The sequence below is a fragment of the Streptomyces flaveolus genome (assembly GCF_014648815.1).
GTDB lineage: Bacteria > Actinomycetota > Actinomycetes > Streptomycetales > Streptomycetaceae > Streptomyces > Streptomyces flaveolus.
The window spans coordinates 45,876-68,227 of record NZ_BMRV01000003.1 but is presented as its reverse complement, the minus strand read 5'-3'; the positions used below and the strand labels follow the sequence as shown (position 1 = coordinate 68,227).

Sequence of the window (22,352 nt, the reverse complement as noted above, 5' to 3'; positions counted from 1 at the left end):
CTCCGCCGCAGCCGAGCCGTCGCGCGCTCGCCGGCCGGGCCGTGCGGGTCGTCGCGCGCCGTCGTCCGGAACGGCGGCCGCAGGGGCGGGAAGGAGGAGGCACAGCGTGGTCGACGCGGACATCGTCGTGGTCGGTGCCGGGGCCGCGGGGCTCTCCCTGGCGCACCGGCTCCCGGCGGGCACACCCCGCCGTCCGGCCCCCTCCGTCGTCCTGATCGAGCCGCCCGCCGGTGCGCTGCGGCCGCCGCCGCGCACCTGGTGCTTCTGGGAGACGGGTCCCGGCCGCTTCGACCCGGCGGTGACGGCGTCGTGGGAGTGGCTGCGGGTGCGCGGCCGGGACGGGACGGCCGTCCGGCGCCACATCGCACCCGCGCGCTACAAGATGATCCGCTCGGACGACTTCGAGGCGCTCGTGGACCGCGATCTGAAGGACCGGCCGGGGCTGCGGCGGCTGGAGGCCACCGTCGACACGGTGACCGCGCTGCCGGACGGCACCGCGCACCTGTCGGCCACGGACGCCGCCGGCGCACCCGTCTCGCTGTGTTCCCGCTGCGTCTTCGACTCCCGCCCGCCCGGCCGCCCGGCCGCCGCCCGCACCCGTCTCCTCCAGCACTTCCGCGGCTGGTTCGTCCGCACCGAACGGCCGGTCTTCGACCCGTCGGTGGTCGACCTGATGGACTTCCGCACCCGGCAGCCGGCGCGCGGCCTGTCCTTCGGCTACGTCCTGCCGACCGGCCGGCACACCGCGCTGGTCGAGTACACGGAGTTCGGCCCCGAGCCGCTGACGCGGGAGCAGTACGACGGCGCCCTCGAGGACTACACGCGCCGCGTCCTGCGCACCGGCGCCGCGGAGGTCCTGTCGACGGAGCAGGGGGTGATCCCGATGACCGACGCGCTGTTCGAGCGGCAGGCCGGGGGCTCCGGCACCGTCTTCCGGATCGGGACGGCGGGCGGGGCGACGCGGGCCTCCACCGGCTACACGTTCGCCGCCGTACAGCGTCAGTCGGAGGCCGTCGCCCGCGCCGTCCGCGCGGGCCGCAGCCCGGTTCCGCCGGCCCCGTACCCGGCCCGGGCGCGGCTGATGGACGCGGTGCTGCTGCGTGCGCTGGACACCGGCCGGGTCGACGGCCCCGATCTCTTCTTCCGGCTGTTCGACCGGGTCCCCGCCCGGCGGCTGCTGCGCTTCCTCGACGGGCGGACCCGGCTCCACGAGGACCTCGCGGTCGGCGTGCGCACCCCCGTCCTGCCGATGCTGCGCACGGCGGCCGAACTGCCGTGGCTGCCCCGCCGCCCCACCACCGCCCGCTGACCCCTCGGGAGCCATCGATGTCCCTGCTGCGCGATGCCGCGCTGGCCGCCGCCTTCGACCGGGGCGCCGGGCGCTACGACCGGCTGGTCGCGCTGAATCCCGGCTACCACGCCCAGTTGCGCCGCTCCGCCCGGCGGCTCGCCCTCGTGGACGGCGGCGCCGGACGCCGGGTGCTCGACCTGGGGTGCGGCACGGGCGCGTCGACGGCGGCGCTGGCCGCGGCGTTCCCCGCCGCCGAGATCACCGGGGTCGACGCCTCGTCCGGCATGCTGCGCGCGGCGCGGGCCAAGCCGTGGCCGTCGCGGGTGCGTTTCGTCCACGCCCCGGTGGAGGAGCTCCACTCGGCCGGGGTGAGCGGCCCGTTCGACGCGGTCTTCGCCGCCTACCTCTTCCGCAACCTGGCCGACCCCGACGCCGTCCTGCGGTCGGTGCACCGGCTGCTCGTGCCGGGCGGCGGGCTGGCGGTGCACGAGTACGCGCTCAGCGGGCGCCGCGCCGACCGCCTGGTGTGGTCCGCGGTGTGCCGGGGCGTCATCGTGCCGCTGGGCACGGCCACCGGCGACCGCGCTCTGTACCGGCATCTGCGGCGCAGCGTCGCCGAGTTCGACACCGCGCCGGGTTTCGTCGCCCGGCTGGCCCGGGCCGGCTTCGAGCGGGTCAGGGTGCTGCCGCTGCCCGGGTGGCAGACGGGCATCACGCACACCTTCCTCGGCCGGCGTGCCGCCGAGGCGACGGGCGCCGTCCGGTGAGCCGGCGCGACGGGGCCCGGGTTCCGGGGCGGGACCGGCACGCCCGGCTCATCGCGCCCCGGCCGGGCCGGGACCGGATCGCCGGTGATCCGCCGTCCGTGGCGGTGATCGGCGGCGGCGTCGCGGGCCTCGCGGCGGCGACGGTGCTCGCCGAACGGGGGGCGCGCGTGGTGCTGCACGAACGCGAACCGGTGCTCGGCGGGCGGGTGTCCGGATGGCCCGTCGCCCTGCCCGACGGGACGCCCGCGACGATGAGCCGGGGCTTCCACGCGTTCTTCCGCCAGTACTACAACCTGCGGGCCCTGCTGCGCCGGACCGATCCCGCGCTGGCCATGCTGACCGGGCTGCCCGACTATCCACTGCTGCACAGCAGCGGCCTGCGCGACGGCTTCCGCCGCGTGCCGCGCACTCCCCCGTGGAGCGCCCTCGGCTTCGCCCTCCTCAGTCCGAGCTTCCGGCCGCGCGACCTGCTCGCCCTGCGGCCCTCCGCCGCCCTGCCCCTGCTCGACGTGCGCACCCGCCGCGTGTACGAGCAGCTGGACCACGTCAGCGCCCATGAATTCCTGGACACCCTGCGTTTCCCCGCCGCCGCACGGCATCTGGCCTTCGAGGTGTTCTCCCGCAGCTTCTTCGCGGACCCTCGGCGGCTGTCCGCCGCCGAGATGGCCCTGATGTTCCACATCTACTTCCTCGGCTCCGGCGAGGGCCTGCTGTTCGACGTGCCCCGTGAGCCCTTCCCGCAGGCGCTGTGGGACCCCCTCGCCGGGCATCTGACCCGGTACGGGGCCGAGGTGCGGACCGCAGCGCCCGTCGACGCCGTCCGCCCCGGACCGTCCGGCGGACACCTGGTCACCGACGGCGCCGGCGCCCGGGCGTACGACGCCGTCGTGCTGGCTCTGGACACCGACGGTCTGCGGGCCGTGGTGGGTCGATCGCCGGGACTGGGGGACGCCGCCTGGCGCGAGCGGGTGGCCCGGCTGCGGACGGCGCCGCCGTTCCTGGTCTCCCGGTTGTGGCTGGACCGCCCCGTCGCGGCCGGCCGTCCCGGCTTCCTCGGCACCAGCGGCTTCGGCTCGCTGGACAACGTCAGCGTGCTGTCCCGCTGGGAGGGCGAGGCGGCCCGCTGGGCGGCCCGCACGGGCGGGTCGGTGGTCGAACTCCACGCCTACGCGCTGCCGTCGACGGTGGTCCGGGACGTCGAGGAGAAACGCCTCGTCGGCCAGTTGCACCGGGTCTACCCGGAGACGCGGCAGGCCCGGGTCGTCGCCGCGCGGCACGAGTGGCGGGCGGACTGTCCCCTGTTCACGGTCGGGGGCCACGGCGACCGTCCGACGGTCCGCACGCCCGACCCGTCGCTCGTCGTCGCCGGGGACCTGGTCCGTACGGACCTGCCCGTGGCGCTGATGGAGCGCGCCGCCACGTCCGGGATCCTGGCGGCCAACGCCCTGCTGGAGCGGTGGGGGGTGCGGGGCGAGCCGCTGTGGACGGTCCCCGACCGCGGGCGGTCCGCCCCGCTGCGCGCCCTGGCACGGCGGTACGGGCCGCGCTGACCGGCCCGGCGCGTGGGCCGTGTACGGCGCTACTCCCCCGCCGTGCGGTCGGCCCGCCCGCCCGCGCCGAGCGGGCCGGTGGCGTTCATGTCGCCCGCGGCCTCCAGTCCGGGCAGTTCACGGCGGGACACCCGCATGACCGCGGACGGCAGGGCGGGGCGGGCCAGTTGCGCCAGCCGCAGCCATCCGGGCACGTACACGGACGTGCGGCGGCGTTCCACGGCCCGCACCAGGCGGGCGGCGACGAAGTCGGCCGGGTAGGTGCGCCGGGCCGGGGCGGGCATGTGGGCGCGCAGCTCGCGCAGGACGGCGTACCGGTCGGCGTCACGGATCATGTCGGTGTCGATCCAGTTGAGGTAGGCGATGCCCACGGCGACGCCGTGGTGCGCCACTTCGGCGCGCAGGGCGTGGGTGAAGGCCTCCACGCCGGCCTTGGAGGCGCAGTAGGCGCTCATCATGGGGGCGGCGCCGAGCGACGCGGTCGAGGCGATCTGGAGGCTGTACCCGGACGTCCGGAACAGGTCGGGCAGAAAGGCACGCGCGGTCTGGGCGCTGCCCGTCAGGTTCACGTCGATGACGCGGCGCCATTCGGCCGGGTCGGACCCGGCGAACGGCCCGCCCTCGGCGATGCCGGCGTTCGCCACCACGACCGACGGCGGTCCGAGGCGCGCACGCACCTCGTGCGCCGCGGTGTCCAGCCCGGCGGCGTCGGTGACGTCGACCTCCAGAGCGAGCGCCGGGGCCGGCAGGGCCGCCGCCAGGGCGTCCAGCCGGGGCTTCTCGTGGCCGAGCAGCGCGAGCCGGGCACCCCGGCGGGCGCACTCCAGGGCCAGTGCGGCGCCGAGTCCGCGCGCGGCTCCGGTCACCACGACGGTGCGGTCGCGCAACGGGCTGCCGGTCACCGGCCGCCCCTTGGCGCGTGGCCCGGCGGTCATCGTCTGTCGCCGGCTCGGTCGCGGCGGGTCAGGACGCGCTGGACCCGGCTGAGGCCGGCCAGCCGGTGCTGACGCAGTGCGGCCCGCGCCGCGTTGGCGCCGGGCGCGCCGTGCACGCCGCCTCCCGGGTGGGCTCCCGCGGAGGCGAGGTAGAGGCCGGCCACCGGTGTCTCCGGTCGCCCGGTGCCGGGCACGGGCCGGAAGAAGAGCTGCTGGTGCATGGCGGTGGTGCCGCCGTTGATGGCGCCGCCGTGGAGGTTGGCGTCCATCGACTGGAGGGTCGGCGGGGCCAGGATGCGGCGGGCCCTGATCAGGGAGCGGAAGCCGGGGGCGAAGCGCTCCACCTGGCGCTCGACCCGGTCGGCCATGAGTTCCTGCTCCTTGGCGTCCCAGCTGCCGCCGATCCCCTCGTCGCCGGCGTCGCCCCGGATGTCCTGCGGGACGTGGGTGTACGCCCAGGCGGACTCGGTGCCGTCGGGTGAGCGGGACGGGTCGGTGGTCGTCATCTGGCCGAACAGCGCGAAGGGGCGGTCGGGGACCTGTCGCATGGCGATCTGGGCGGCGAACCGGGTCAGTTCGTCGAGGCCGTCGGACAGATGCACCGTCCCGGCGCCCGCAGCCTGGGCGCACTGCCAGGGCACGGGGCCGTCCAGCGCCCAGTCCACCTTGAAGGTGGCGAAGTCCCACTGGAAGCGCTCGAGGTCGGCGAGGACCTGGCCCGGCAGGTCCGCCGGGTCGACAAGTGTCCCGTACAGGGCGGGCACGGACACGTCCGCGAGGACGGCGCGCCGGGCGGCGACCGTCTCCCCGCCGGCCGTGCGCACGCCCAGCGCACGCCGGCCGCGGACGACGACGTGGTCGACGCGCTGCCCGCAGCGCAGGGTGCCACCGAGGGAGCGCAGGCGGCGCACGAGGGCCTCGGTGAGGGCTCCGGAGCCGCCGACCGGCACGGGGAAGCCGTAGGTCTGGCCGAGCATCGACATCAGCCAGCCGAAGCCGCCGCTGCCCGCGGCCTCGGGCGCGAGGTCCGCGTGCAGGGCGTTGCCCGCCAGGAGCAGTCTGCCGCCCTCGCCGCGGAACTCCTCCTCGCCCAGACGGCGCACCGGCAGCACCAGGGTGCGGGCCAGCCGCAGTCCGCCCGCGCCGCGCAGGCGCAGGGCCAGCCGGGCGGCGGCCTTGACCGGCGGGAACGGTGTGAACAGGGCGTCCAGGATGTCGGCCCGGTAGCGGTCCCAGACGTCGTGCAGGCGCTCCCAGGCGGCGCCGTCCCCGGGCGCGAAGACGTCCAGGGAGGCGGCGGTGGTGCCGACGCTGCGGTCGAGGACCGCGCACGTGCCGTCGGTGAGGGGGTGGGCGAGGACGTGGGGCGCGTGGGCCCAGCGCAACCCGTGCTCCTCCAGCCGCAGTCCGGCCAGCACCGGGGAGGCGGCGGCGAGCGGGTAGAAGGAGCTGAACAGGTCGTTCACGAAGCCGGGGGCGACCTCGCTGTCGTGGCGCACGGCCCCGCCCGGTTCGGGCTGCTCCTCCAGGACCTCCACGCTCCAGCCCGCGTCCGCGAGGAGGTTCGCCGCGACCAGTCCGTTGGGGCCGGCGCCGATCACGACGGCGTCAGGCATGGCCGACTCCCGGTTCGGGTGACGACGCCGGGTCCGGCCGCTGCTGCTGCTCACCGGCTCTGTCCTCGCACAGCCTGGCCAGCCGGGCGAGCATGGCCCGGTGCCTGAGCTGGATCATCGCTTCGACGCCCATGTTGTGCAGCAGTCCGCCGGCGCCGCGCAGGGGGTGTTCGTCCACGATCACCAGGCACTGCTCGCCCCAGGGACGGAGCTCGATGGCGATCCGCGCCGTGCCGAGCGGGCCGGCGATCGCCTCGAGTTCCAGTACGGAGCCCTCCTCGCAGCGTCTGACGACCGTCTCGTTGTGCAGGCGGAGGGGACCGATGCACACCTCGTAGCCGATCGTCGCGCCGACCTGCGGCCACTGTCCCCGCTCGGGGGTGGAGGACGACGTGCCGACGACCCAGTCCGCGTAGCGGGTGCCGTCCGCCAGGACCTCCCACACCGCCCGCGGAGTCGTCTTGATCAACCGATGCCGAACTGCCACGCGCTCCTCCATGTCCGAACTTGGCCAGGACTCAGCACTGAGTGCCCCTCCCGCGAGGGGCCAACCAGGGCGGGCGCGGCGCTCCGGAAAAATCGCTGCATTGGCATGGACCTGATAAGGGGGCGTGGCTAAGCTCGAAGCAACCCGTTGAGAGCGCTCTCAGACCGCGGTTGTTCCACCCCCACCTCGCTGGAACGACGAAGGGCACCCCTGTGAGACGCAGCAGACTCAGGAACTGTGGCCTGGCCACCCTCCTCGTCCTCGGCAGCTGGACCGCGGCGGGCACACTGCCCGCCGCCGCGACCGGCTCACCCGCCGGCTCCCCCACCGCCTCCGCCGGTCTCCTCCAGGCCATGCAGCGGGACCTCGGACTCACCCGGGCCCAGGCCGAGGACCGGCTCGCGGCCGAACGGCACGCCACCGACCTCGCCCCCGCGGCACGCCGGGCCGCCGGGGACGACTTCGGCGGCTCGTGGTTCGACGCCGGCCGCGGGCGGCTGACCGTGGCCGTCACCGCGGACGCCGCCCCCGCCACGGTCCGGGCCGTCCGCTCCACCGGCGCCGACGTCCGCACCGTCACGCACAGCGCGCGGCACCTCGACGCCGCCAAGCGGCGCGTCGACCGTCTGGCCGCCCCCGCCGGCGTCAGCGGCTGGCACGTCGACCCGGCCGCCAACACGGTGGTCGTCGACGTCGTCGCCGACGAGCGCGCCGACAACGATGTCCGGCGCTTCGTGGCCCGGGCCCGCGCGGCGGGCCCGGTGACCGTGCGGACGGTCCCGTCCGCACCGCGGACCTTCGCGGCGGGCACGGTCGGCGGCGACCCGTACTACACCGGCAACGTCCGCTGCTCCATCGGCTTCTCGGTGCACGGCGGCTTCGTCACCGCCGGGCACTGCGGACGGGCCGGCGCCGGCGTCAGCGGCTGGGACCGGTCGTACGTGGGCACGTTCCAGGGCTCCTCGTTCCCGGACAACGACTACGCCTGGGTCTCGGTGGGCAGCGGCTGGTGGACGGTGCCGGTCGTGCTCGGCTGGGGCACCGTCCCGGACCAGTTGGTGCGCGGCTCGAACGAGGCACCGGTCGGCGCCTCGGTGTGCCGCTCCGGTTCCACCACCCACTGGCACTGCGGCACCGTGCTGGCCAAGAACGAGACGGTCAACTACAGCCAGGGCGCCGTGCACCAGATGACGAAGACCAGCGTCTGCGCCGAGCCCGGCGACTCGGGCGGCTCCTTCATCAGCGGCGACCAGGCGCAGGGCGTCACCTCGGGCGGCTGGGGCAACTGCTCCGGCGGCGGGGAGACCTGGTTCCAGCCGGTCAACGAGATCCTGAACCGCTACGGGCTGACCCTGCACACGGCCTGAGCGAACGCAGCCCCACCAGGGGTCCCGCCGGGCACCCGGCGGGACCCCTCCCGTACCGGACGGATACGCGTCACCTGCCGCCGTGTCACATGTCGCCCGGCGCCGTCGTCCCGGGGCCGGGCTGGGCCGTGAGCCGGCGGTAGGCGGCGCGGGCGTGGACCAGGCGGGCCAGGGCGGTGCCGACGAGGGCCGCGCCGAACAGGCAGGCGAGCCAGAGCGCGTCCCGGCGTCCGGCCCAGGTGAGCACCCCGGCGGGCGGTATCGCGAAGCCGTTGAGGGACAGCCAGCACAGGACGGCCGTGCCCGGGGCGGCGGTGAACCGGGCGCACAGGCCGAGCAGGGCCGCCAGGAGGGAGAGCACGGCCAGCGCCAGTCCCGGACGTCCGGAGCCCACGGTGCCGTTGAGGAGCGCCACCAGGACGAGCGCGCCGGCGAAGGCTCCCGCCCACACCAGCGGAGCCGCGACGGGCCGGGGAACGGGTCTGGCACCGCTGCCCAGGGGGACCCACTCGATCATGCTCTCGGCTCCTTCCGCTCCCGGACGGCCCCGACCACAGCGCCGCCCCTGCGGGCAGATTGTCCCACTGGGGTACGGGGCGGCCCGCGGGCCGGGGGTGCAGTCCGGCCGGCCCTCGGCGGGCCGACGCGGCCCGCTGTGCGGGGCCGGGAGTACGGCCGTCCTGTCGCGGAGGACCGCGGCGACCGGCGGACCCGGTCCCCGGAGACCGGCGGGTCTCCTTCCGGAACACCACGGCGACCGACGCGCCCGCTCCGGAGGGCCACGGCGACCGTGCCGTGCGCGGTGTCGGCCGCGCGTGAGCGACGAACCGTCAAGAGTGCCGAGGAGCGGGGAGGTACGCCGGCCCGCTCCTGCCCCGGCGGCGCCGACGTCGCCGGGACCCCGGACGGCGGCTCCGGAAAGTGCCGTTGCCATGCCGCCGTCGGGGGCGTTCGGGCTCCGACCGGTCCTACCGTTCGACGTCCGCGTGGACCGGCGTCGACGCGCAGTCGCCGGCCACCGTGTCCTCTCCGGGCCGCTCCCGCGCCGGCTGCCCGGAGGCACGGCCGCCCGGCAGCAGCCTCCGCCCGGCCCGCAGGGCGCCGGCGAGCACGTAAGCCCGTCCCGCGACGACGGGGCCGAGGACGGCGAGGACGAGGACGTAACCGGCGATGAAGGGGGCGAGCCGAGCGTCGAGTCCCGCGCCGGCGGCCATCGCGGCCAGGATCAGCGCGAACTCCCCGCGCGCCACCAGGGTGGTGGCGATCTCCGCCGCCGGTTCGGCGCCGTAGCGGTACACGCGGGCCACGCACAGTCCGGCGACGACGTTCATGACGAGGGTCAGTGCCGCCGCCGCGGCGACCGGCCCGGCCACGGAGGCGAGGTCGCCGGGGTCGATGGCCAGTCCGAAGGCGAAGAAGAAGATCGCCGCGAAGGCGTCGCGCAGCGGGTGCACCAGTTCCCGGATCCGTGGTCCCGAGGGGGTGCCGGCGAGGATCAGACCGACCATGAAGGCGCCGATGGCGTCGGCGACGCCGAGGAGTTCGGAGACGCCGGCGACGAGGACCGCGGCGCCGAGGAAACTGATGACGAGCAGTTCGTTGTCGCGGGTCTCGATCAGGCGTCCGACGAGCCGGGTGCCCCAGCGGGCCGCGGCGGCGAGCACCAGCAGGAACCCGAACGCCTTGCCGGCCTGCAACACCGTGTCCGCGACGCCGTGGGCGCCCGATATCACCGGCTGGAGCGCGGCCAGGTACAGCGCGAGGAAGATGTCCTCCACCACGATGACACCGAGGATGAGACGGGTCTCGGGGCGGCCGATGCGGCCAAGGTCGATGAGGATCTTGGTGACGATCGCGGACGAGGAGATGCCGAGGACACCGGCGAGCACCAGCGCTTCGCGCACCCCCCAGCCCAGTGCGAAGCCGAAGCCGAGGCCGGCGCCGACGTTGAGCAGCAGGTAAATGCCGCCTGCGGTCAGCAGCCGTCTACCGCCGCTCTTGAGGTCGTCGAGGTGGAACTCCAGGCCCAGGTAGAAGAGCAGCAGCACCAGTCCGAGCGCGGAGAGCATCTCGAAGTCGTGCGCGTCCTCTACCAGGACGAAGCCGGGTGTGTGGGGGCCGAGCAGGATGCCGGCCAGCATGAACAGGGGAATCGTCGGAAGTCCGATCCTGCCGCCGAGGCGGGCGAGGAACGCGGCGGCCAGAAAGGCGCCGCCCATGGCGAGCAGGGTGTCAGCGTGTCCCACGGGCCACCGCCTCGGGCCGCGTGGAGGGTCGGAAGGGCTTCGGTCGACGGTAAGGGATGCGCGTTCTCCTTCGTGTGTGACGCGGTCGGCCGTCCTGCGCTCGAACGCCGTCGGCCGCCGGCGTGAGGCGGCGCCGCTCCCGGACCCGCGGGGTCGTGGACGAGACGGCGAGGGGGTACGGGCCTTTGGCCCCGAGCCCGGTTCTCCGGGCCGCCCACTCCGGGACGCCTCGGCCACCGCCGGGCGCCTCGACGCCCGGGCGTGGCCGGTGGGCCTGGACCGGGCCGCCGGCGCCACCCGCTGAACGGGCGGCAGGAACGGGCTCCCCCGTGACGCTCCCGGCCCCGGGGCGCGGCGCGGTTCCACGGTCACACGCGGCGTCCCCGGGCCACCATCGGGGACGGCACCCAAAACCCGCGGTGGCCGACACCCATCACGGCCGCCCCGCACCCGCCGTACCGCGGCGCGGTGTGCGGCGGGGTCGCGGGAGTACGGCGCAGAGGCCGCGCCGCGAAGGGGTGTGCCGGCAGAGAGGGTGCGCCGCGGCCGACTCGGGGATCCCGGCCGCGGCACACCCTGCCACGCCGGGCGCGGGAGGACCGCGCGCCCGGCACGATCCGCGCCTTCCCCGGCCGGACGCCGTGACACTGCGCCGTGCGAGTGGTCGTCGGAACACCCCCGGACCCGCCGACACGTCGACCGCCCCGCCGCGGGATGCGGCGGGGCGGTCGACGTCGCGGACGGTCCGTCAGCATGGAGTTGCTGTCATCAGCCTCTCGAACGAAGCCATGCAGTCAGGGCAGTGACGCGCCCTCTCACCGTCGGATGCCTCGATACGCTCGCGGAGCTTCTGTCCGCACAAGGTGGCCGCGGCCTGCTTGGCCATCACGTGCCACACCAAAGCTCCGCCCGTCTTTTCCGGGCCCACGCACATTTCGTACATGACCGGCCTCCCAGCCTGGACGCCGCTGACACACTCCAGGAGACACCGGATCGCCCGTCACCAATAGCGCGCGGGGGCCATTCGGGTGACGGCCGGTTCGCTCCTTAGGGCCTACGACGCACCCGGACGGATAGAAACGATCAGCCAATCAGCCCTACATCGGTGGGTGTGTGACGTGGCATCGACACAGCCGGAAAGGCTTGCGGTGCCCTGGACCGATGGCGACTCAGACCGAACCGATCGCACCGGGCCCGGCGGCACCGCGCCGTCGCGGGGGACGGGTGCTCATCTCCTGGCTGACCACGACCGACCACAAGCGCATCGGCCACCTCTACCTCATCACGTCGTTCGGGTTCTTCCTGGTCGCCGGGGTGCTGGCCATGCTCGTCCGGGCGGAACTGGCCCGGCCGGGCCTGCAGTTGCTCTCCTCCGAGCAGTACAACCAGTCCTTCACGATGCACGGCACGATCATGCTGCTGCTGTTCGCCACCCCGACCTTCGCCGGATTCGCCAACGCCGTCATGCCGTTGCAGATCGGCGCGCCGGACGTGGCGTTCCCGCGGCTGAACATGCTGGCGTACTGGCTCTTCCTGTTCGGCGGGCTGATCGTGCTGGCCGGCTTCCTCACGCCGCAGGGTGCCGCCGACTTCGGCTGGACCGCCTACACCCCGCTCAGCGGCCCCGCCGGCGCCCCCTACCTCGGCGGCGACCTGTGGATCATGGGGCTGGCGCTGTCGGGGTTCGGCACCATCCTCGGTTCGGTCAACTTCATCACCACGATCATCTGCATGCGCGCCCCCGGCATGACGATCTTCCGCATGCCGATCTTCGTCTGGAACGTCCTGCTGACCTCGGTCCTGGTGCTGCTGGCCTTCCCGGTGCTGGCGGCCTCCCTGCTGGTGCTGGAGGCGGACCGGCACTTCGGTGCGCATGTGTTCGACGCCCAGAACGGCGGGCCGATCCTGTGGCAGCACCTGTTCTGGTTCTTCGGCCATCCCGAGGTGTACATCCTCGCGCTGCCGTTCTTCGGGGTGGTCACCGAGATCATCCCCGTCTTCGCGCGCAAGCCGCTCTTCGGCTACGTGAGCCTGATCGGTGCCACCATCGCCATCACCGGTCTGTCGGCCACCGTCTGGGCGCACCACATGTTCGCCACGGGCGCGGTGCTGCTGCCGTTCTTCTCGTTCCTGACGTATCTCATCGCCGTGCCCACCGGGGTGAAGTTCTTCAACTGGATCGGCACGATGTGGCAGGGGTCCCTGTCCTTCGAGCCGCCGATGCTGTGGGCGGCCGGTTTCCTGGTCACGTTCCTCTTCGGCGGTCTGACCGGGGTGATCCTCGGCTCACCGCCGCTGGACTGGCACGTCACCGACTCGTACTTCGTGGTCGCGCACTTCCACTACGTGCTGTTCGGCACGATCGTGTTCGCGATGTTCGGCGGGTTCAGCTTCTGGTGGCCGAAGATGACGGGGCGCATGCTCGACCACCGGCTGGAGAAGGTGCACTTCTGGACGCTGTTCGCCGGCTTCCACACCACGTTCCTCGTGCAGCACTGGCTCGGCGTCGAAGGCATGCCGCGGCGGTACGCCGACTACCTGGCCGCCGACGGCTTCACGGCCCTCAACACGGTCTCCACCGTCGGGGCCTTCCTGCTGGGCCTGTCCACGCTGCCGTTCCTGTACAACGTGTGGAAGACCGCCAGGTACGGCACGCCGGTCGGGGTCGACGACCCCTGGGGGTACGGCCGCTCCCTGGAGTGGGCCACGTCGTGTCCCCCGCCGCGCCACAATTTCCACGCGCTGCCGCGTGTGCGCTCGGAGTCCCCCGCCTTCGACCTGCACCATCCCGAGCTCGCGCAGCGGGACCAGAAGGAGACGACCGGGCGACGCGACGCCGTGGAGCCCGGCGAGTGACAGGCCGCCAGGGCCGCGTACGCCGGTGATGACGACGACGCCGCGCGGCCCGCGTGCCCCGGTCCGCCTCGCGGACACCTCCGGCGCCGTCCGCCGGTGCCCGGGTGAACGCCCGCACGAGGGGTACTCCCCGCTTCCACGAGGATCCGGGCCGGCCGGATCCGGCGAGTACTCCCGGACAGGAGCACGCCGATGTCCCCGTCCCCCGACGACAGTCTGCGGATCCACTTCATCGGCAACGCCACCGTGCTGCTCCGGTACCGGGGGCTGAGCCTGCTGACCGACCCGAACTTCCTCCACCGCGGGCAGCGTGCCTACCTCGGTCACGGCCTCACCAGCCGCCGTCTGACCGAGCCCGCCCTCGATCCCCGCGACCTGCCGGACCTGGACGCCGTACTGCTGTCCCATCTGCACGGCGACCACTGGGACCGGGTGGCCCGGCGAAGGCTCTCCCGGTCGCTGCCGATCGTCACCACCCCGCACGCCTCCCGCCGGCTCCAGGGCCTGCACGGATTCCACCGTGCCGTGGGACTGCGCACCTGGCAGCAGGAGACCGTGCGGCACGGGGACGCGCAGGCACGCGTCACGGCGCTGCCCGGCCGCCACGCCGGGCACCCGGCGCTGCGGCGCCTGCTGCCGCCGGTGATGGGCAGCCTGCTGGAGTTCGGACCGGCCGACGGGCCGCCGCTGCACCGGCTCTACGTGTCCGGGGACACGCTGCTCTTCGACGGCCTGGACGAGATCGCCCGCCGCTTCCCCGACCTGGACCTGGCCGTGCTGCACCTGGGCGGCACCACGCTGCCGGGCGGCTTCGTGGTGACCATGGACGGACGCCAGGGCGCGGATCTGGCGCGGCGCCTGGGCCCCCGGCGGATCCTTCCGGTGCACTACGACGACTACACGGTCTTCCGCTCGCCGCTCGACGCCTTCCTCGCCGAGGCCGATCGCAAGGGCCTCGCGGACCGGATCGTGCACTGCCGGCACGGTCAGCGGGCGACCTTCCGTCCGGGCGGGGGGCCGCCCGTCGTGACGTAGCGCGGGCACCGCCGGGTCCCTGACACTTGTCAGGGACCCCCGCGCGCCGGTTCTCCCTACAGTGCTGAGTGCACACCGGATGCCGTCCGACGGCCAACCATCCCAGGGCGGCACATCAGGACAGGGGGAATCACTCATGACCGTTCGCCCGTTCACCAGGGTCGCGCTCGTCGGGGCCGGGGCGCTGGCGCTGCTCGGTCCGCTCACCGCCACCACCGCCCTCGCGGCCTCCGACACCGGCCGGGGCGGCGACCGGGTCCTGGCCGCGCCGTACGCGGTCGAGCCCTACGAGACCGTCAACGTCCGCTCCGGGCCCGCCCGTTCCTACGACAAGGTCGGCTCCGTCGCGGCCGGCCAGCCGCGCGGTGCGTACTGCTGGACCCGCGGCGAGACCATCAGCGACAACGGCTACACCAACAACGTCTGGGTGAAGCTCGTCGAGGGCTATGTGAGCGCCGTCTACCTCAAGGGCGACGCGTACGGGGACCTGCCGGCCTCCGCGACCTGCTGACCGGCACGGCCCGCCACCGGGCCCGCCGGGCCCGCACACCGACCGATCACCTGGGGGACCACACCATGGGGGACACACACATGAAGCGACTGCTGCGCCGCTCCGCCACCGTGCTGGCGGCGGCCACGCTCACCGCCGGGGCGCTCGCCGCCACGGCCGAGGCCGCCCCGGCCACGGTGAGCGGCGGCGACCCGTCGCTCACCGACGTCTACATCTGGGCCGCCGACGTCAACCTGCGCCAGCGGCCGACCACCGCCTCCAACGTGCTGGCGGTCCGCTCCCACTACTGGCTGGACGCCGTCTGCCAGCAGCGGGGGCAGTACGTGTACGACCCGGCCGTCGGCGGTAACAGCTGGTGGACCGCGGTGCAGGAGTTCGCGGGCAGTGACATCGCCTGGGTGAACAACCTGTACCTGCGGGGCGGCGAGAAGATCGCCGGCGTGCCGGACTGCTGACGGGACGCCGGAGCACGGGGTGGGGCGGGCCGGGACGACCGGCCCGCCCCACGCGTGTCAGTACAGCTTGTTCACGGCCGTGACGGTGGTGGACTTGAAGTCGGCCACCTGCGCGTGCTCGAAGGTGCCCATCTGACCCCACTGCACGACGGTCACGGTGGTGCCGTCCCGGCCGACCGAGAACAGGCCGATGTCGGAGGAACCCCACGAGGAGACCGTGTGGACGCCGTAGACGTGGGCGCCGTCCTCCACGTTCAGCCGGCCGTAGTACTTCTGTGTGGCGGTGATGTCGGGGTACTGCTCCATCACCTTGCGCGCGCAGTCGTCGAGGTCCGCGCGGAGCAGGGCGGCGAACTCCTTGGCCCGCTTCGTGCTGCGCTCGACCACGGTGACCTGGAGGGCGCCGGTGTCGTACTCGGTCCAGTACCGGCGGTGGGAGGAGATGGACGGCAGCGCCTCGCCCACGCACATCGGCAGCGGGTCGGGCTGCCCGGCGGTGACGGGTCCGGCGTACCAGCCGGAGGCGGGGTGCGGCGGCAGTTCGGACGGTTCCAGGAAGGCGGGCTCGGCTGAGCCGGGTGTACCGGAGCCAGGCGTGGCCGCTGTGGCCGGGACGGCGGCGACGGCCACCGCCGCGCCGGCCGCCAGTGCGGCTGCGGCGATACGGACTCCTCGGGTGCGGACGGGCATGTGTCCCCCATGTCGGTTCATCGGTGTCGGTCGGTGTTTCCCCCTGTACGACCCGACATGACCGCGATGGGTTGCCCTCTTCCTCCGCAACGGATTCGTCCCGATTGTCACCGCCGGGCAACAGCGGCGGCGGTCGCGCCGGTCAGCCGGCCGCGTTGTCGGTGCGCAGCCGCACCTGCTCCTCCAGGCGTCGCAGGCTGGTGTCGAGGGCGTCGGCCACCGCCTGCTCGCCCGGGTCGTGACTGCCGTCGAAGAACGACAGGTGCACGGTGACCTCGCTGGCCCCGGCGTCGAGGCCGGCGACCTGCAGCCAGCCGGCGTAGCTGCCCTGGGCGCGGGTGCCCCATTCGAGCCGCATCTGCTCGGGCCGGGCGCTCAGCAGCGCGGAGGTGTCCTGGTCGCTGCGGTCCTCGTGGACGGTGACGGCGGGCGGTTCCTCCACCTCCACGTGCAGCTCCCGCGGGAGCCAGGTGTCCAGCTGACCGACGTTCGCGGCCTGGTCGAAGACCTGCTCGGGCTGTGCGGGCATGGTGCGGGAACGCTCGTACTCGGTCATGGGGCACCACTCCTCGTCGCTCGGGGTCGTCCGACGGACCGCGTGCCCGGTCTGCCGCGGCCGAAGCGTCCCGCGGCCGATCCGCTCGCCGCGCGCGTCCCCGTGCACGGTGCGAAACTGCTGCGCAGTGCGCCCGACCCGGCGGTCACTCGACGAGGGGAGACGAGGTGTCGACGTCAGAGGCGAGCGACGCGCTGCTGGACTTCCTCGCCGACCCGGAGCACCTGACGCTGGACCTGGCCACCGCCGTGGCCCGCTGCTCCAAGGCGCTCGGGCTGCAGCACGCCGTGGTCTACCTCGTCGACCTCCAGCAGCGACACCTCGTCCCGCAGACCGATGTCCCCTCGGCGGTACCGGTCGACGGATCGCTGGCGGGCTGGGCCTACCGCACGCAGTCGCTGCGGGTGGAGGAGGCGGAGTCGGGCGGGGTCATCGCCTGGTACCCGCTGCTGGACGGCGCGGAGCGGCTCGGGGTCCTGGCCGTGAGCCAGGCGGCTCTCACGTCGGCCTCGCTGACCCGCGGCAGGGCGCTCGCCTCGCTGCTGGCCATGATGATCACCTCGAAACGGGCCTACGAGGACTCGTACGTGCGGCGCACCCGCACCGAGCGGATGCAGCTGCCCTCCGAGATGCTGCGTGCCTTCCTGCCGCCCCGCACCATCGGCGACGGCCAGGTGGTGTCGACGGCCGTCCTGGAGCCCGCGTACGAGATCGGGGGCGACGCCTTCGACCACTCGCTGACCGAGACGACGCTGCACGTCACGGTCCTGGACGCGATGGGGCACGACCTCGCCTCCGGGCTCACCAGCGCGGTCTCGCTGGCCGCCTGCCGCAACGCCCGGCGCAACGGCGCCGACCTGCCCGAGCTGGTGGCGTCCGTCGACGACACGCTCTCCCGCTGGCTGCCGGACAAGTTCTGCACGGCGTTCATCGCCCAGCTGGACCTGGCCACCGGCGTGCTCCGGTGGTGCAACTGCGGCCACCCGGCGCCCATCCTCATACGCGACCACCGGCTGATCACCGACGCCATGGAGCGCGACGCCGACCCGCCCATGGGCGTGCCGTCCCAGCTCACCTCCCAGCCGCGCCAGACGCACGAGATCCGTCTGGAGCCCGGGGACCGGGTGCTCGTCTACACGGACGGGGTCATCGAGGCGCGCACCCGGGAGGCGAAGCTGCTGGGACTCGAACGGTTCGCCGACTACGTCATCCGGGCCACGGCGGGCGGGGAGCTGGCGCCGGAGTCGATGCGCCGCCTGATCCACTCGATCCTGGACACCCAGGACGAGCGGTTGCGGGACGATGCGACCCTCCTGATGTTCGAGTGGCGGCCCCGGGCCGACTGACGCCCGGGGGCGCTCACCGCGAGCGCGTCACACGCTGTGGCCGTGGGCCCGCAGCCAGCCCCGCACGGTGTCCTTGTCCGACGGGCTGATGCGCACGGACCCTTCGACGTACGGTCCCTCGTCCTCGGTGAAGCCGGTGTCCGTGATCCGCGCGGTGACCCAGGTGGCCAGGTCCTGCGCGGCCCGCTCCGGCAGGGCGCCTCGTTCCCAGCCGGCGCGGGCCTCCCGGGCCGCGGCGGGGTCGTGCCGCGCGGTCTCGTCCAGCCACGCCGCCACCAGCCGCTCGACGGTCCGGCGGTCCGTATCGTCCTGCTGCTGCTCGTTCATGACGTCCGGGTGCCCGGAATCTGCCGGGCACTCCCGGGCAAGCGAGCGGTAGGGCCTCGTGTCGGTGATGCCGCGCCGGGTACCCGCAACGGCGTGACGGCCGGTCCGGTCCGTGGAAGGCGACAGCCCGGAGAGGGGAAAACGATGACGCAGCCCGCCGACGATCACGTTCTCGATCGGCGCGCCGGTGTTTCCGAGCTTCGTCCGGCGGCGGGGGACCCCCGGCCGGCCGGCCGTGACGACGGACTCCGTGAGGAACTTCCGGTCGACCGCAACCAGGCCATCCTCCAGGCCGCCAAGCAGGTGGGCGCGATCCTGAAGAGGGAGGGGCAGCCGTTCGCCCTCGCCGGCAGTGTCGCCGTGTACGCGCACGGCGGCACCCAGAATCTCCAGCACGACGTCGACTTCTGCATCCGGCCCGAGGACGCGGAAGCCGTCGCCCGCACCCTGCGCGAGGCGGGCCTCGAGGTCTACACGCCGCCCGAGGACTGGCTGCTGAAGGCCAACTGCCTGGGACAGCAGGTCGACCTCATCTTCGAGCTGGCGCACCAGCCGGTCACGGCGGAACTGCTGGACCGGGCCCAGGAACTCTCCGTCGACTCGGTGCTCATGCCGGTCCTGTCGCCGACCGACCTGCTGCGCGGTCTGCTGGCCGCCTTCTCGGAGCACCACTGCGACTTCGGGGCGGTGCTGCCCATCGCCCGCACACTGCGGGAGAAGATCGACTGGGAGGAGCTGCGCCGCGACTGCGGCGACGCTCCGATGCCCGCCGCGTTCTTCTTCATCCTCGAACGGCTGGAGATCATCTCCCTGGCCTCCCCCGCGAAGGAGGAGCACCGATGAGCGATCCCGTCGCCCACCAGGGGCCCGCCGCGAGCGGCCCCACGCCCGCCACCGAGAACGTCGAGTACCGCGTCGCCCACCTGCAGGAGCGGCTCGCCGCGGAAGAGCTCGGCGAGCTCGGGGTGCGGGCCGAGATCCGGGCCGGGGCCGTCGCGGTCACCGGCACGGTGCCCTCCGCGCAGTGCCGCGAGACGCTGCTGCGGGTCGTGCGCGAGGAGTTGGCGGGGGTCACCGTGCACAGCGACGTCGTGGTGGCCGAGACCACCCGCCCCGACCACGCCGAGGAGCTGTGATGATCCGCGTCGCCGCCGTCGGAGACATCCACATGGGCCTCGACAGCCAGGGACTGCTGCGGCCCGCCTTCGAGACCCTGCCCGACTGCGCGGACCTGCTGCTGCTCGCCGGGGACCTCACCCGGCACGGCACTCCGGAGGAGGCCCGGGTGGTGGCCCAGGAGGTGCGCGGTCTGCCGGTGCCGGTGGTGGCCGTCCTCGGCAACCACGACCACCACGACGAGCAGCCCGAGAAGGTCACCGCCATCCTCCAGGACGCCGGTGTGACGGTCCTGGAGGGCGAGGCGACGGTCGTGCAGTGTGCCGGGAACCGGGTCGGGATCGCCGGCACCAAGGGGTTCGGCGGCGGCTTCGTGGGGCGCAGCGCCGGGGAGTTCGGTGAGCCGGTCATGAAGGAGTTCGTGCGTACCACCCGCCGCTCCGCGGACAGCCTGCACGCCGCGCTCAAGGAACTGGACGACCAGGGCTGCGCGGTGCGGGTCGCCCTGACGCACTTCTCCCCCGTCGCCGACACACTGGCCGGTGAGCCGCCGGAGATCCATCCCTTCCTCGGCAGCTATCTCCTGGCCGAGGCGATCGACACGGCCGGGGCGGACCTCGCGGTGCACGGCCACGCGCACCTGGGCACGGAGCACGGCATGACGTCGGGCGGGGTGCGGGTGCGCAACGTGGCCCAGCCGGTGATCCGCCGGGCCTTCAACGTCTATCAGCTGGGCGCCGCCTGAGCCCCTTCGGCGGCTCAGGAACCGCCGGCGCGGTCCTCGGTCGTCCGCCCCAGGCAGGTGACGTCCGCGGGGTCCAGGCCGGCCGCCCGGACCTCGTGGAAGCCCAGACGGTCGTAGAAGGCGCGGGCGGGCACGTTGGCCGTCGCCATGACCAGGTGGACGGACGGTACCCCGCGCTCGCGCAGCGCCCGCCAGAAGGTGCGCATGAGCTCCCGTCCGTGTCCGCGGCCCTGCCACTCGGGCAGCAGGTCGATGTGCAGGTGGGCCGGATAGTCGGCCAGTTCGGGCACGATCATGCGCTCGGGGTCGTGCAGCAGGGTGGCCATCAGCTCGTCCGGGGTACCGGGCGGCCCGTCCGGCGCCGGATAGCGGTCGGCGACCCGCGGCAGCCACTTCGCGCGGAACTCCTCGGCGAAGCGCGGGGTGTCCGCCGTACCGAGGATGTAGCCCACGGCCCGGCCCTGCCCGTCGTCCAGCACGAAGGCCAGGTCCGGGTCGAGGTGGACGTAGGGGGCGGCGAAGATGACGGGCAGGACGGTGGGGTCGGCGTAGACGGGCCGGCTGTCGCGGCCGTTGTGGGCGGTGCGGATGCAGATGTCGTCGAGGGCCGGAGCGTCGGCGGGACGGTAGGGGCGTACGGCGGCAGTCGAGGTCACCGCAGCATCCTGCCCACTTGGGAGCGCTCCCACAACCCCTGCGCGTCGGTCGGCCGCGAGCGGGTACCCGGCGCCCGCCAGTGGGACGGAGCGTGGGTGGAGGCCTGCATGGAGGAGTCGGCGGACCGGATCAACCGGGGCAGGCTGGGCCCGGCGGACCTGTGCGGGTGGCAGGCGAACGCCTCCCCCGACCGGCTGACCCGGCCGCTCCTCCGACGGGGCGGGCGCCTGGTGGAGACGGACCGTGACACCGCTCGCGACCCGCGGAACCGCGCTTCGGCGCCGTGGAGACCTCACTGCACCGGGAGATGCTCGCCCAGGCCGCCCAGGCGTCACGGGACGGCGGCCTCCTGGACCTCGCCTCCGCCCGCCACCCGCAGACGCTGCGCCAAATGCGCTGGACCAACACCATGATCAAGACCCTGTCGCCGCGGATCCGCACCAGCCTGTGACCTGCGGGAAACCCGTACGCGGCGGTGGCGACGGCCGTCTGGTCCGCACGCGGCGCCGAATGGCGCCCCCCGGCCGGGGCACCTGATGATCCCGGTAGACACCACACCCTTGGCAACCCTGGAGAGAGCGTCATGAGTCTTCTGCGTATGGCCGGCCGGCCGATGCTCGCCTCGATGTTCGTCGCGGGCGGCCTGCACTCCGTGCGCCGTCCCCAGGACGTGGCGCCGGTGGCCGAACCCGTCACCCGGCCCGTGACCGACCGCGTGGCCGCACTGCCGGAGAGCACCGAACAACTCGTACGGCTCAACGGTGCCGTACAGGTGGTGGGCGGCATCATGCTCGGACTCGGCAAGTTCCCCCGGCTGTCCGCACTGGCCATCGCCGCCACCCTGGTGCCCACCACGCTGGCCGGGCACCGCTTCTGGGAGGCGGAGGATCCGGCCGACCGGGCCCAGCAGCGCATCCACTTCCTCAAGAACCTGTCCATGATGGGCGGCCTGCTGATCGCCGCGGACGACACCGGGGGCGCGCCCTCGCTGATGTGGCGGGGCCGGCACGCCGCCAAGGGACTGCGGCACGAGGCCCACACGGTGCAGCGCTCGGTCCGGGCCGCGGCACGTCCCGCGGCGGCGGCCGGCAGCGTCCGCTCCAGGCTGGGCTGCTGAACGGGCGTCGGCACAAGCGTCCGCGAGGGGACCCGGCGCCCGTGGCGGGCCCGTCCCCCGACCGTCACGAACCGACTGAAGGTGGAACATGGGACACGGTGGAAACGTCATCGACGAGCTGACGACCGATCACCGCGAGGTCGAGGAGCTCTTCGGAAAGATCGAGGCGCTGCCGGCCGGCCACAAGGACCGCAAGCTGTACGCCGATCAGGCGACGATCGAGCTGATCCGGCACTCGGTGGCGGAGGAGGCCTACCTCTACCCGGCCGTTCGCGAGCACGTGCCGAACGGGGGCGCCCTCGCCGACAAGGAGCTCGAGGACCACGCCGAGGCCGAACAGATCATGAAGGACCTGGAGGGCTGCAAGGCGGACGACGCCGAGTTCGACCGGTTGATCGGCAAGCTGATGAGCGAGATCCGCGCCCATGTCGCCGACGAGGAGGGCAACCTCTTCCCGAGGCTCCGCGACGCGTGTCCGCCCGAGGCCCTGGATCGGTTGGGCGACAAGGTCCGGCAGGCGAAGAAGACGGCGCCGACGCGGCCGCACCCCTCCGCCCCGGACAAGCCCCCGATGAACAAGCTTCTGGCACCGGGCGCGGGCATGGTCGACCGGGTGCGGGACGCGCTCACCGGCCGGGGCAAGTCCGGCTGACGTACACGAGGACGCAGGACAGAAGAAGGG

24 protein-coding genes are annotated in these 22,352 nt (G+C 73.8%); 15 read left to right on the top strand and 9 right to left on the bottom strand.

The window, feature by feature from the left end:
- Nucleotides 1-106 precede the first annotated feature (106 nt).
- The 3 genes from IEZ05_RS07920 to IEZ05_RS07910 are packed head-to-tail and all read left to right on the top strand — an operon-like array spanning nt 107 to nt 3,608.
- Nucleotides 107-1,309 carry a lycopene cyclase family protein gene (locus IEZ05_RS07920; protein ID WP_189229297.1) on the top strand — a complete coding sequence of 401 codons (1,203 nt, stop codon included), beginning with the start codon at nt 107-109 and terminating at the stop codon, nt 1,307-1,309.
- Nucleotides 1,310-1,326: 17 nt separating this feature from the next.
- Entirely contained in the window at nt 1,327-2,058 is a 732-nt protein-coding gene (locus tag IEZ05_RS07915) for a methyltransferase domain-containing protein (RefSeq protein ID WP_189229296.1), read from the top strand.
- The gene (locus tag IEZ05_RS07910) at nt 2,055-3,608 is read left to right on the top strand and encodes an FAD-dependent oxidoreductase (RefSeq protein ID WP_189229295.1); all 1,554 of its coding nucleotides are present in this window, start codon (nt 2,055-2,057) and stop codon (nt 3,606-3,608) included. The genes IEZ05_RS07915 and IEZ05_RS07910 overlap by 4 nt, the downstream gene beginning before the upstream one ends.
- 29 nt (nt 3,609-3,637) lie before the next feature.
- Here IEZ05_RS07910 and IEZ05_RS07905 read toward each other — a convergent pair whose 3' ends face one another.
- The 3 genes from IEZ05_RS07905 to IEZ05_RS07895 are packed head-to-tail and all read right to left on the bottom strand — an operon-like array spanning nt 3,638 to nt 6,646.
- Nucleotides 3,638-4,510: an SDR family oxidoreductase gene (locus IEZ05_RS07905; protein ID WP_189229294.1), complete on the bottom strand. Its 873-nt coding sequence runs from the start codon at nt 4,508-4,510 to the stop codon at nt 3,638-3,640.
- A gap of 29 nt (nt 4,511-4,539) precedes the next feature.
- Entirely contained in the window at nt 4,540-6,159 is a 1,620-nt protein-coding gene (locus tag IEZ05_RS07900) for a phytoene desaturase family protein (protein ID WP_189229293.1), read from the bottom strand.
- Entirely contained in the window at nt 6,152-6,646 is a 495-nt protein-coding gene (locus IEZ05_RS07895; RefSeq protein WP_189229292.1) for an SRPBCC family protein, read from the bottom strand. Before IEZ05_RS07895 ends, IEZ05_RS07900 begins: the two co-directional genes overlap by 8 nt.
- 212 nt (nt 6,647-6,858) lie before the next feature.
- On the opposite strand from IEZ05_RS07895, the gene IEZ05_RS07890 reads away from it, so the two are divergent.
- Nucleotides 6,859-8,013 (top strand): S1 family peptidase, encoded by a 1,155-nt coding sequence (locus IEZ05_RS07890; RefSeq protein ID WP_189229291.1) that lies wholly within the window; start codon nt 6,859-6,861, stop codon nt 8,011-8,013.
- 85 nt (nt 8,014-8,098) lie between these two features.
- Here IEZ05_RS07890 and IEZ05_RS07885 read toward each other — a convergent pair whose 3' ends face one another.
- Both IEZ05_RS07885 and IEZ05_RS07880 read right to left on the bottom strand, forming a co-directional pair.
- The gene (locus IEZ05_RS07885) at nt 8,099-8,530 is read right to left on the bottom strand and encodes a hypothetical protein (protein ID WP_189229290.1); all 432 of its coding nucleotides are present in this window, start codon (nt 8,528-8,530) and stop codon (nt 8,099-8,101) included.
- A 451-nt stretch (nt 8,531-8,981) separates the two neighbouring features.
- Nucleotides 8,982-10,259 carry a cation:proton antiporter gene (locus IEZ05_RS07880; RefSeq protein WP_189229289.1) on the bottom strand — a complete coding sequence of 426 codons (1,278 nt, stop codon included), beginning with the start codon at nt 10,257-10,259 and terminating at the stop codon, nt 8,982-8,984.
- 1,161 nt (nt 10,260-11,420) lie between these two features.
- Between IEZ05_RS07880 and ctaD the strand changes: the two genes are divergently transcribed.
- From ctaD to IEZ05_RS07860, 4 genes are all read left to right on the top strand, one after another.
- Complete coding sequence (gene ctaD, locus IEZ05_RS07875) at nt 11,421-13,115, top strand: aa3-type cytochrome oxidase subunit I (RefSeq protein WP_189229288.1); 1,695 nt, start codon at nt 11,421-11,423, stop codon at nt 13,113-13,115.
- Nucleotides 13,116-13,307: 192 nt separating this feature from the next.
- Complete coding sequence (locus tag IEZ05_RS07870) at nt 13,308-14,150, top strand: MBL fold metallo-hydrolase (protein ID WP_189229287.1); 843 nt, start codon at nt 13,308-13,310, stop codon at nt 14,148-14,150.
- A gap of 136 nt (nt 14,151-14,286) precedes the next feature.
- Nucleotides 14,287-14,661, top strand: a complete 375-nt coding sequence (locus IEZ05_RS07865) for an SH3 domain-containing protein (RefSeq protein WP_189229286.1) — start codon at nt 14,287-14,289, stop codon at nt 14,659-14,661.
- 65 nt (nt 14,662-14,726) lie between these two features.
- Nucleotides 14,727-15,116, top strand: a complete 390-nt coding sequence (locus IEZ05_RS07860) for a peptidase M23 (protein WP_229869602.1) — start codon at nt 14,727-14,729, stop codon at nt 15,114-15,116.
- Nucleotides 15,117-15,173: 57 nt separating this feature from the next.
- On the opposite strand, the gene IEZ05_RS07855 is transcribed toward IEZ05_RS07860, so the two are convergent.
- Together IEZ05_RS07855 and IEZ05_RS07850 are read right to left on the bottom strand one after the other, a co-directional pair.
- The gene (locus tag IEZ05_RS07855) at nt 15,174-15,806 is read right to left on the bottom strand and encodes a hypothetical protein (protein ID WP_189229285.1); all 633 of its coding nucleotides are present in this window, start codon (nt 15,804-15,806) and stop codon (nt 15,174-15,176) included.
- A 142-nt stretch (nt 15,807-15,948) separates the two neighbouring features.
- Nucleotides 15,949-16,362 (bottom strand): SRPBCC family protein, encoded by a 414-nt coding sequence (locus tag IEZ05_RS07850; RefSeq protein WP_189229284.1) that lies wholly within the window; start codon nt 16,360-16,362, stop codon nt 15,949-15,951.
- Nucleotides 16,363-16,529: 167 nt separating this feature from the next.
- On the opposite strand from IEZ05_RS07850, the gene IEZ05_RS07845 reads away from it, so the two are divergent.
- Complete coding sequence (locus IEZ05_RS07845; protein WP_189229283.1) at nt 16,530-17,708, top strand: PP2C family protein-serine/threonine phosphatase; 1,179 nt, start codon at nt 16,530-16,532, stop codon at nt 17,706-17,708.
- Nucleotides 17,709-17,735: 27 nt separating this feature from the next.
- On the opposite strand, the gene IEZ05_RS07840 is transcribed toward IEZ05_RS07845, so the two are convergent.
- Nucleotides 17,736-18,035, bottom strand: a complete 300-nt coding sequence (locus IEZ05_RS07840) for a hypothetical protein (protein ID WP_189229282.1) — start codon at nt 18,033-18,035, stop codon at nt 17,736-17,738.
- A gap of 144 nt (nt 18,036-18,179) precedes the next feature.
- Between IEZ05_RS07840 and IEZ05_RS07835 the strand changes: the two genes are divergently transcribed.
- From IEZ05_RS07835 to IEZ05_RS07825, 3 genes are read left to right on the top strand one after another with little or no spacing between them, the layout of a single operon-like run.
- Nucleotides 18,180-18,878 (top strand): nucleotidyltransferase family protein, encoded by a 699-nt coding sequence (locus IEZ05_RS07835; protein ID WP_189229281.1) that lies wholly within the window; start codon nt 18,180-18,182, stop codon nt 18,876-18,878.
- Nucleotides 18,875-19,171, top strand: a complete 297-nt coding sequence (locus tag IEZ05_RS07830; protein WP_189229280.1) for a BON domain-containing protein — start codon at nt 18,875-18,877, stop codon at nt 19,169-19,171. The genes IEZ05_RS07835 and IEZ05_RS07830 overlap by 4 nt, the downstream gene beginning before the upstream one ends.
- Nucleotides 19,171-19,896 (top strand): metallophosphoesterase family protein, encoded by a 726-nt coding sequence (locus tag IEZ05_RS07825; RefSeq protein ID WP_189229279.1) that lies wholly within the window; start codon nt 19,171-19,173, stop codon nt 19,894-19,896. Before IEZ05_RS07830 ends, IEZ05_RS07825 begins: the two co-directional genes overlap by 1 nt.
- Nucleotides 19,897-19,910: 14 nt before the next feature.
- Here the strand turns inward: IEZ05_RS07825 and IEZ05_RS07820 are convergent, their stop codons facing one another.
- Nucleotides 19,911-20,552, bottom strand: a complete 642-nt coding sequence (locus tag IEZ05_RS07820; RefSeq protein ID WP_189229278.1) for a GNAT family N-acetyltransferase — start codon at nt 20,550-20,552, stop codon at nt 19,911-19,913.
- A 284-nt stretch (nt 20,553-20,836) separates the two neighbouring features.
- Here IEZ05_RS07820 and IEZ05_RS07815 point away from each other — a divergent pair, with 284 nt between their 5' ends.
- The 3 genes from IEZ05_RS07815 to IEZ05_RS07805 all read left to right on the top strand — a co-directional run bounded on the left by IEZ05_RS07815 (nt 20,837) and on the right by IEZ05_RS07805 (nt 22,322).
- On the top strand, nt 20,837-21,004 hold the full coding sequence (locus IEZ05_RS07815) for a hypothetical protein (RefSeq protein WP_189229277.1): 168 nt from the start codon (nt 20,837-20,839) through the stop codon (nt 21,002-21,004).
- Between the two features lie 132 nt (nt 21,005-21,136).
- Nucleotides 21,137-21,670 (top strand): DoxX family protein, encoded by a 534-nt coding sequence (locus IEZ05_RS07810; protein WP_189229276.1) that lies wholly within the window; start codon nt 21,137-21,139, stop codon nt 21,668-21,670.
- 88 nt (nt 21,671-21,758) lie between these two features.
- A complete protein-coding gene (locus IEZ05_RS07805) occupies nt 21,759-22,322 on the top strand; it encodes a hemerythrin domain-containing protein (RefSeq protein WP_189229275.1) in 564 nt (187 codons plus the stop codon).
- Nucleotides 22,323-22,352 lie beyond the last annotated feature (30 nt).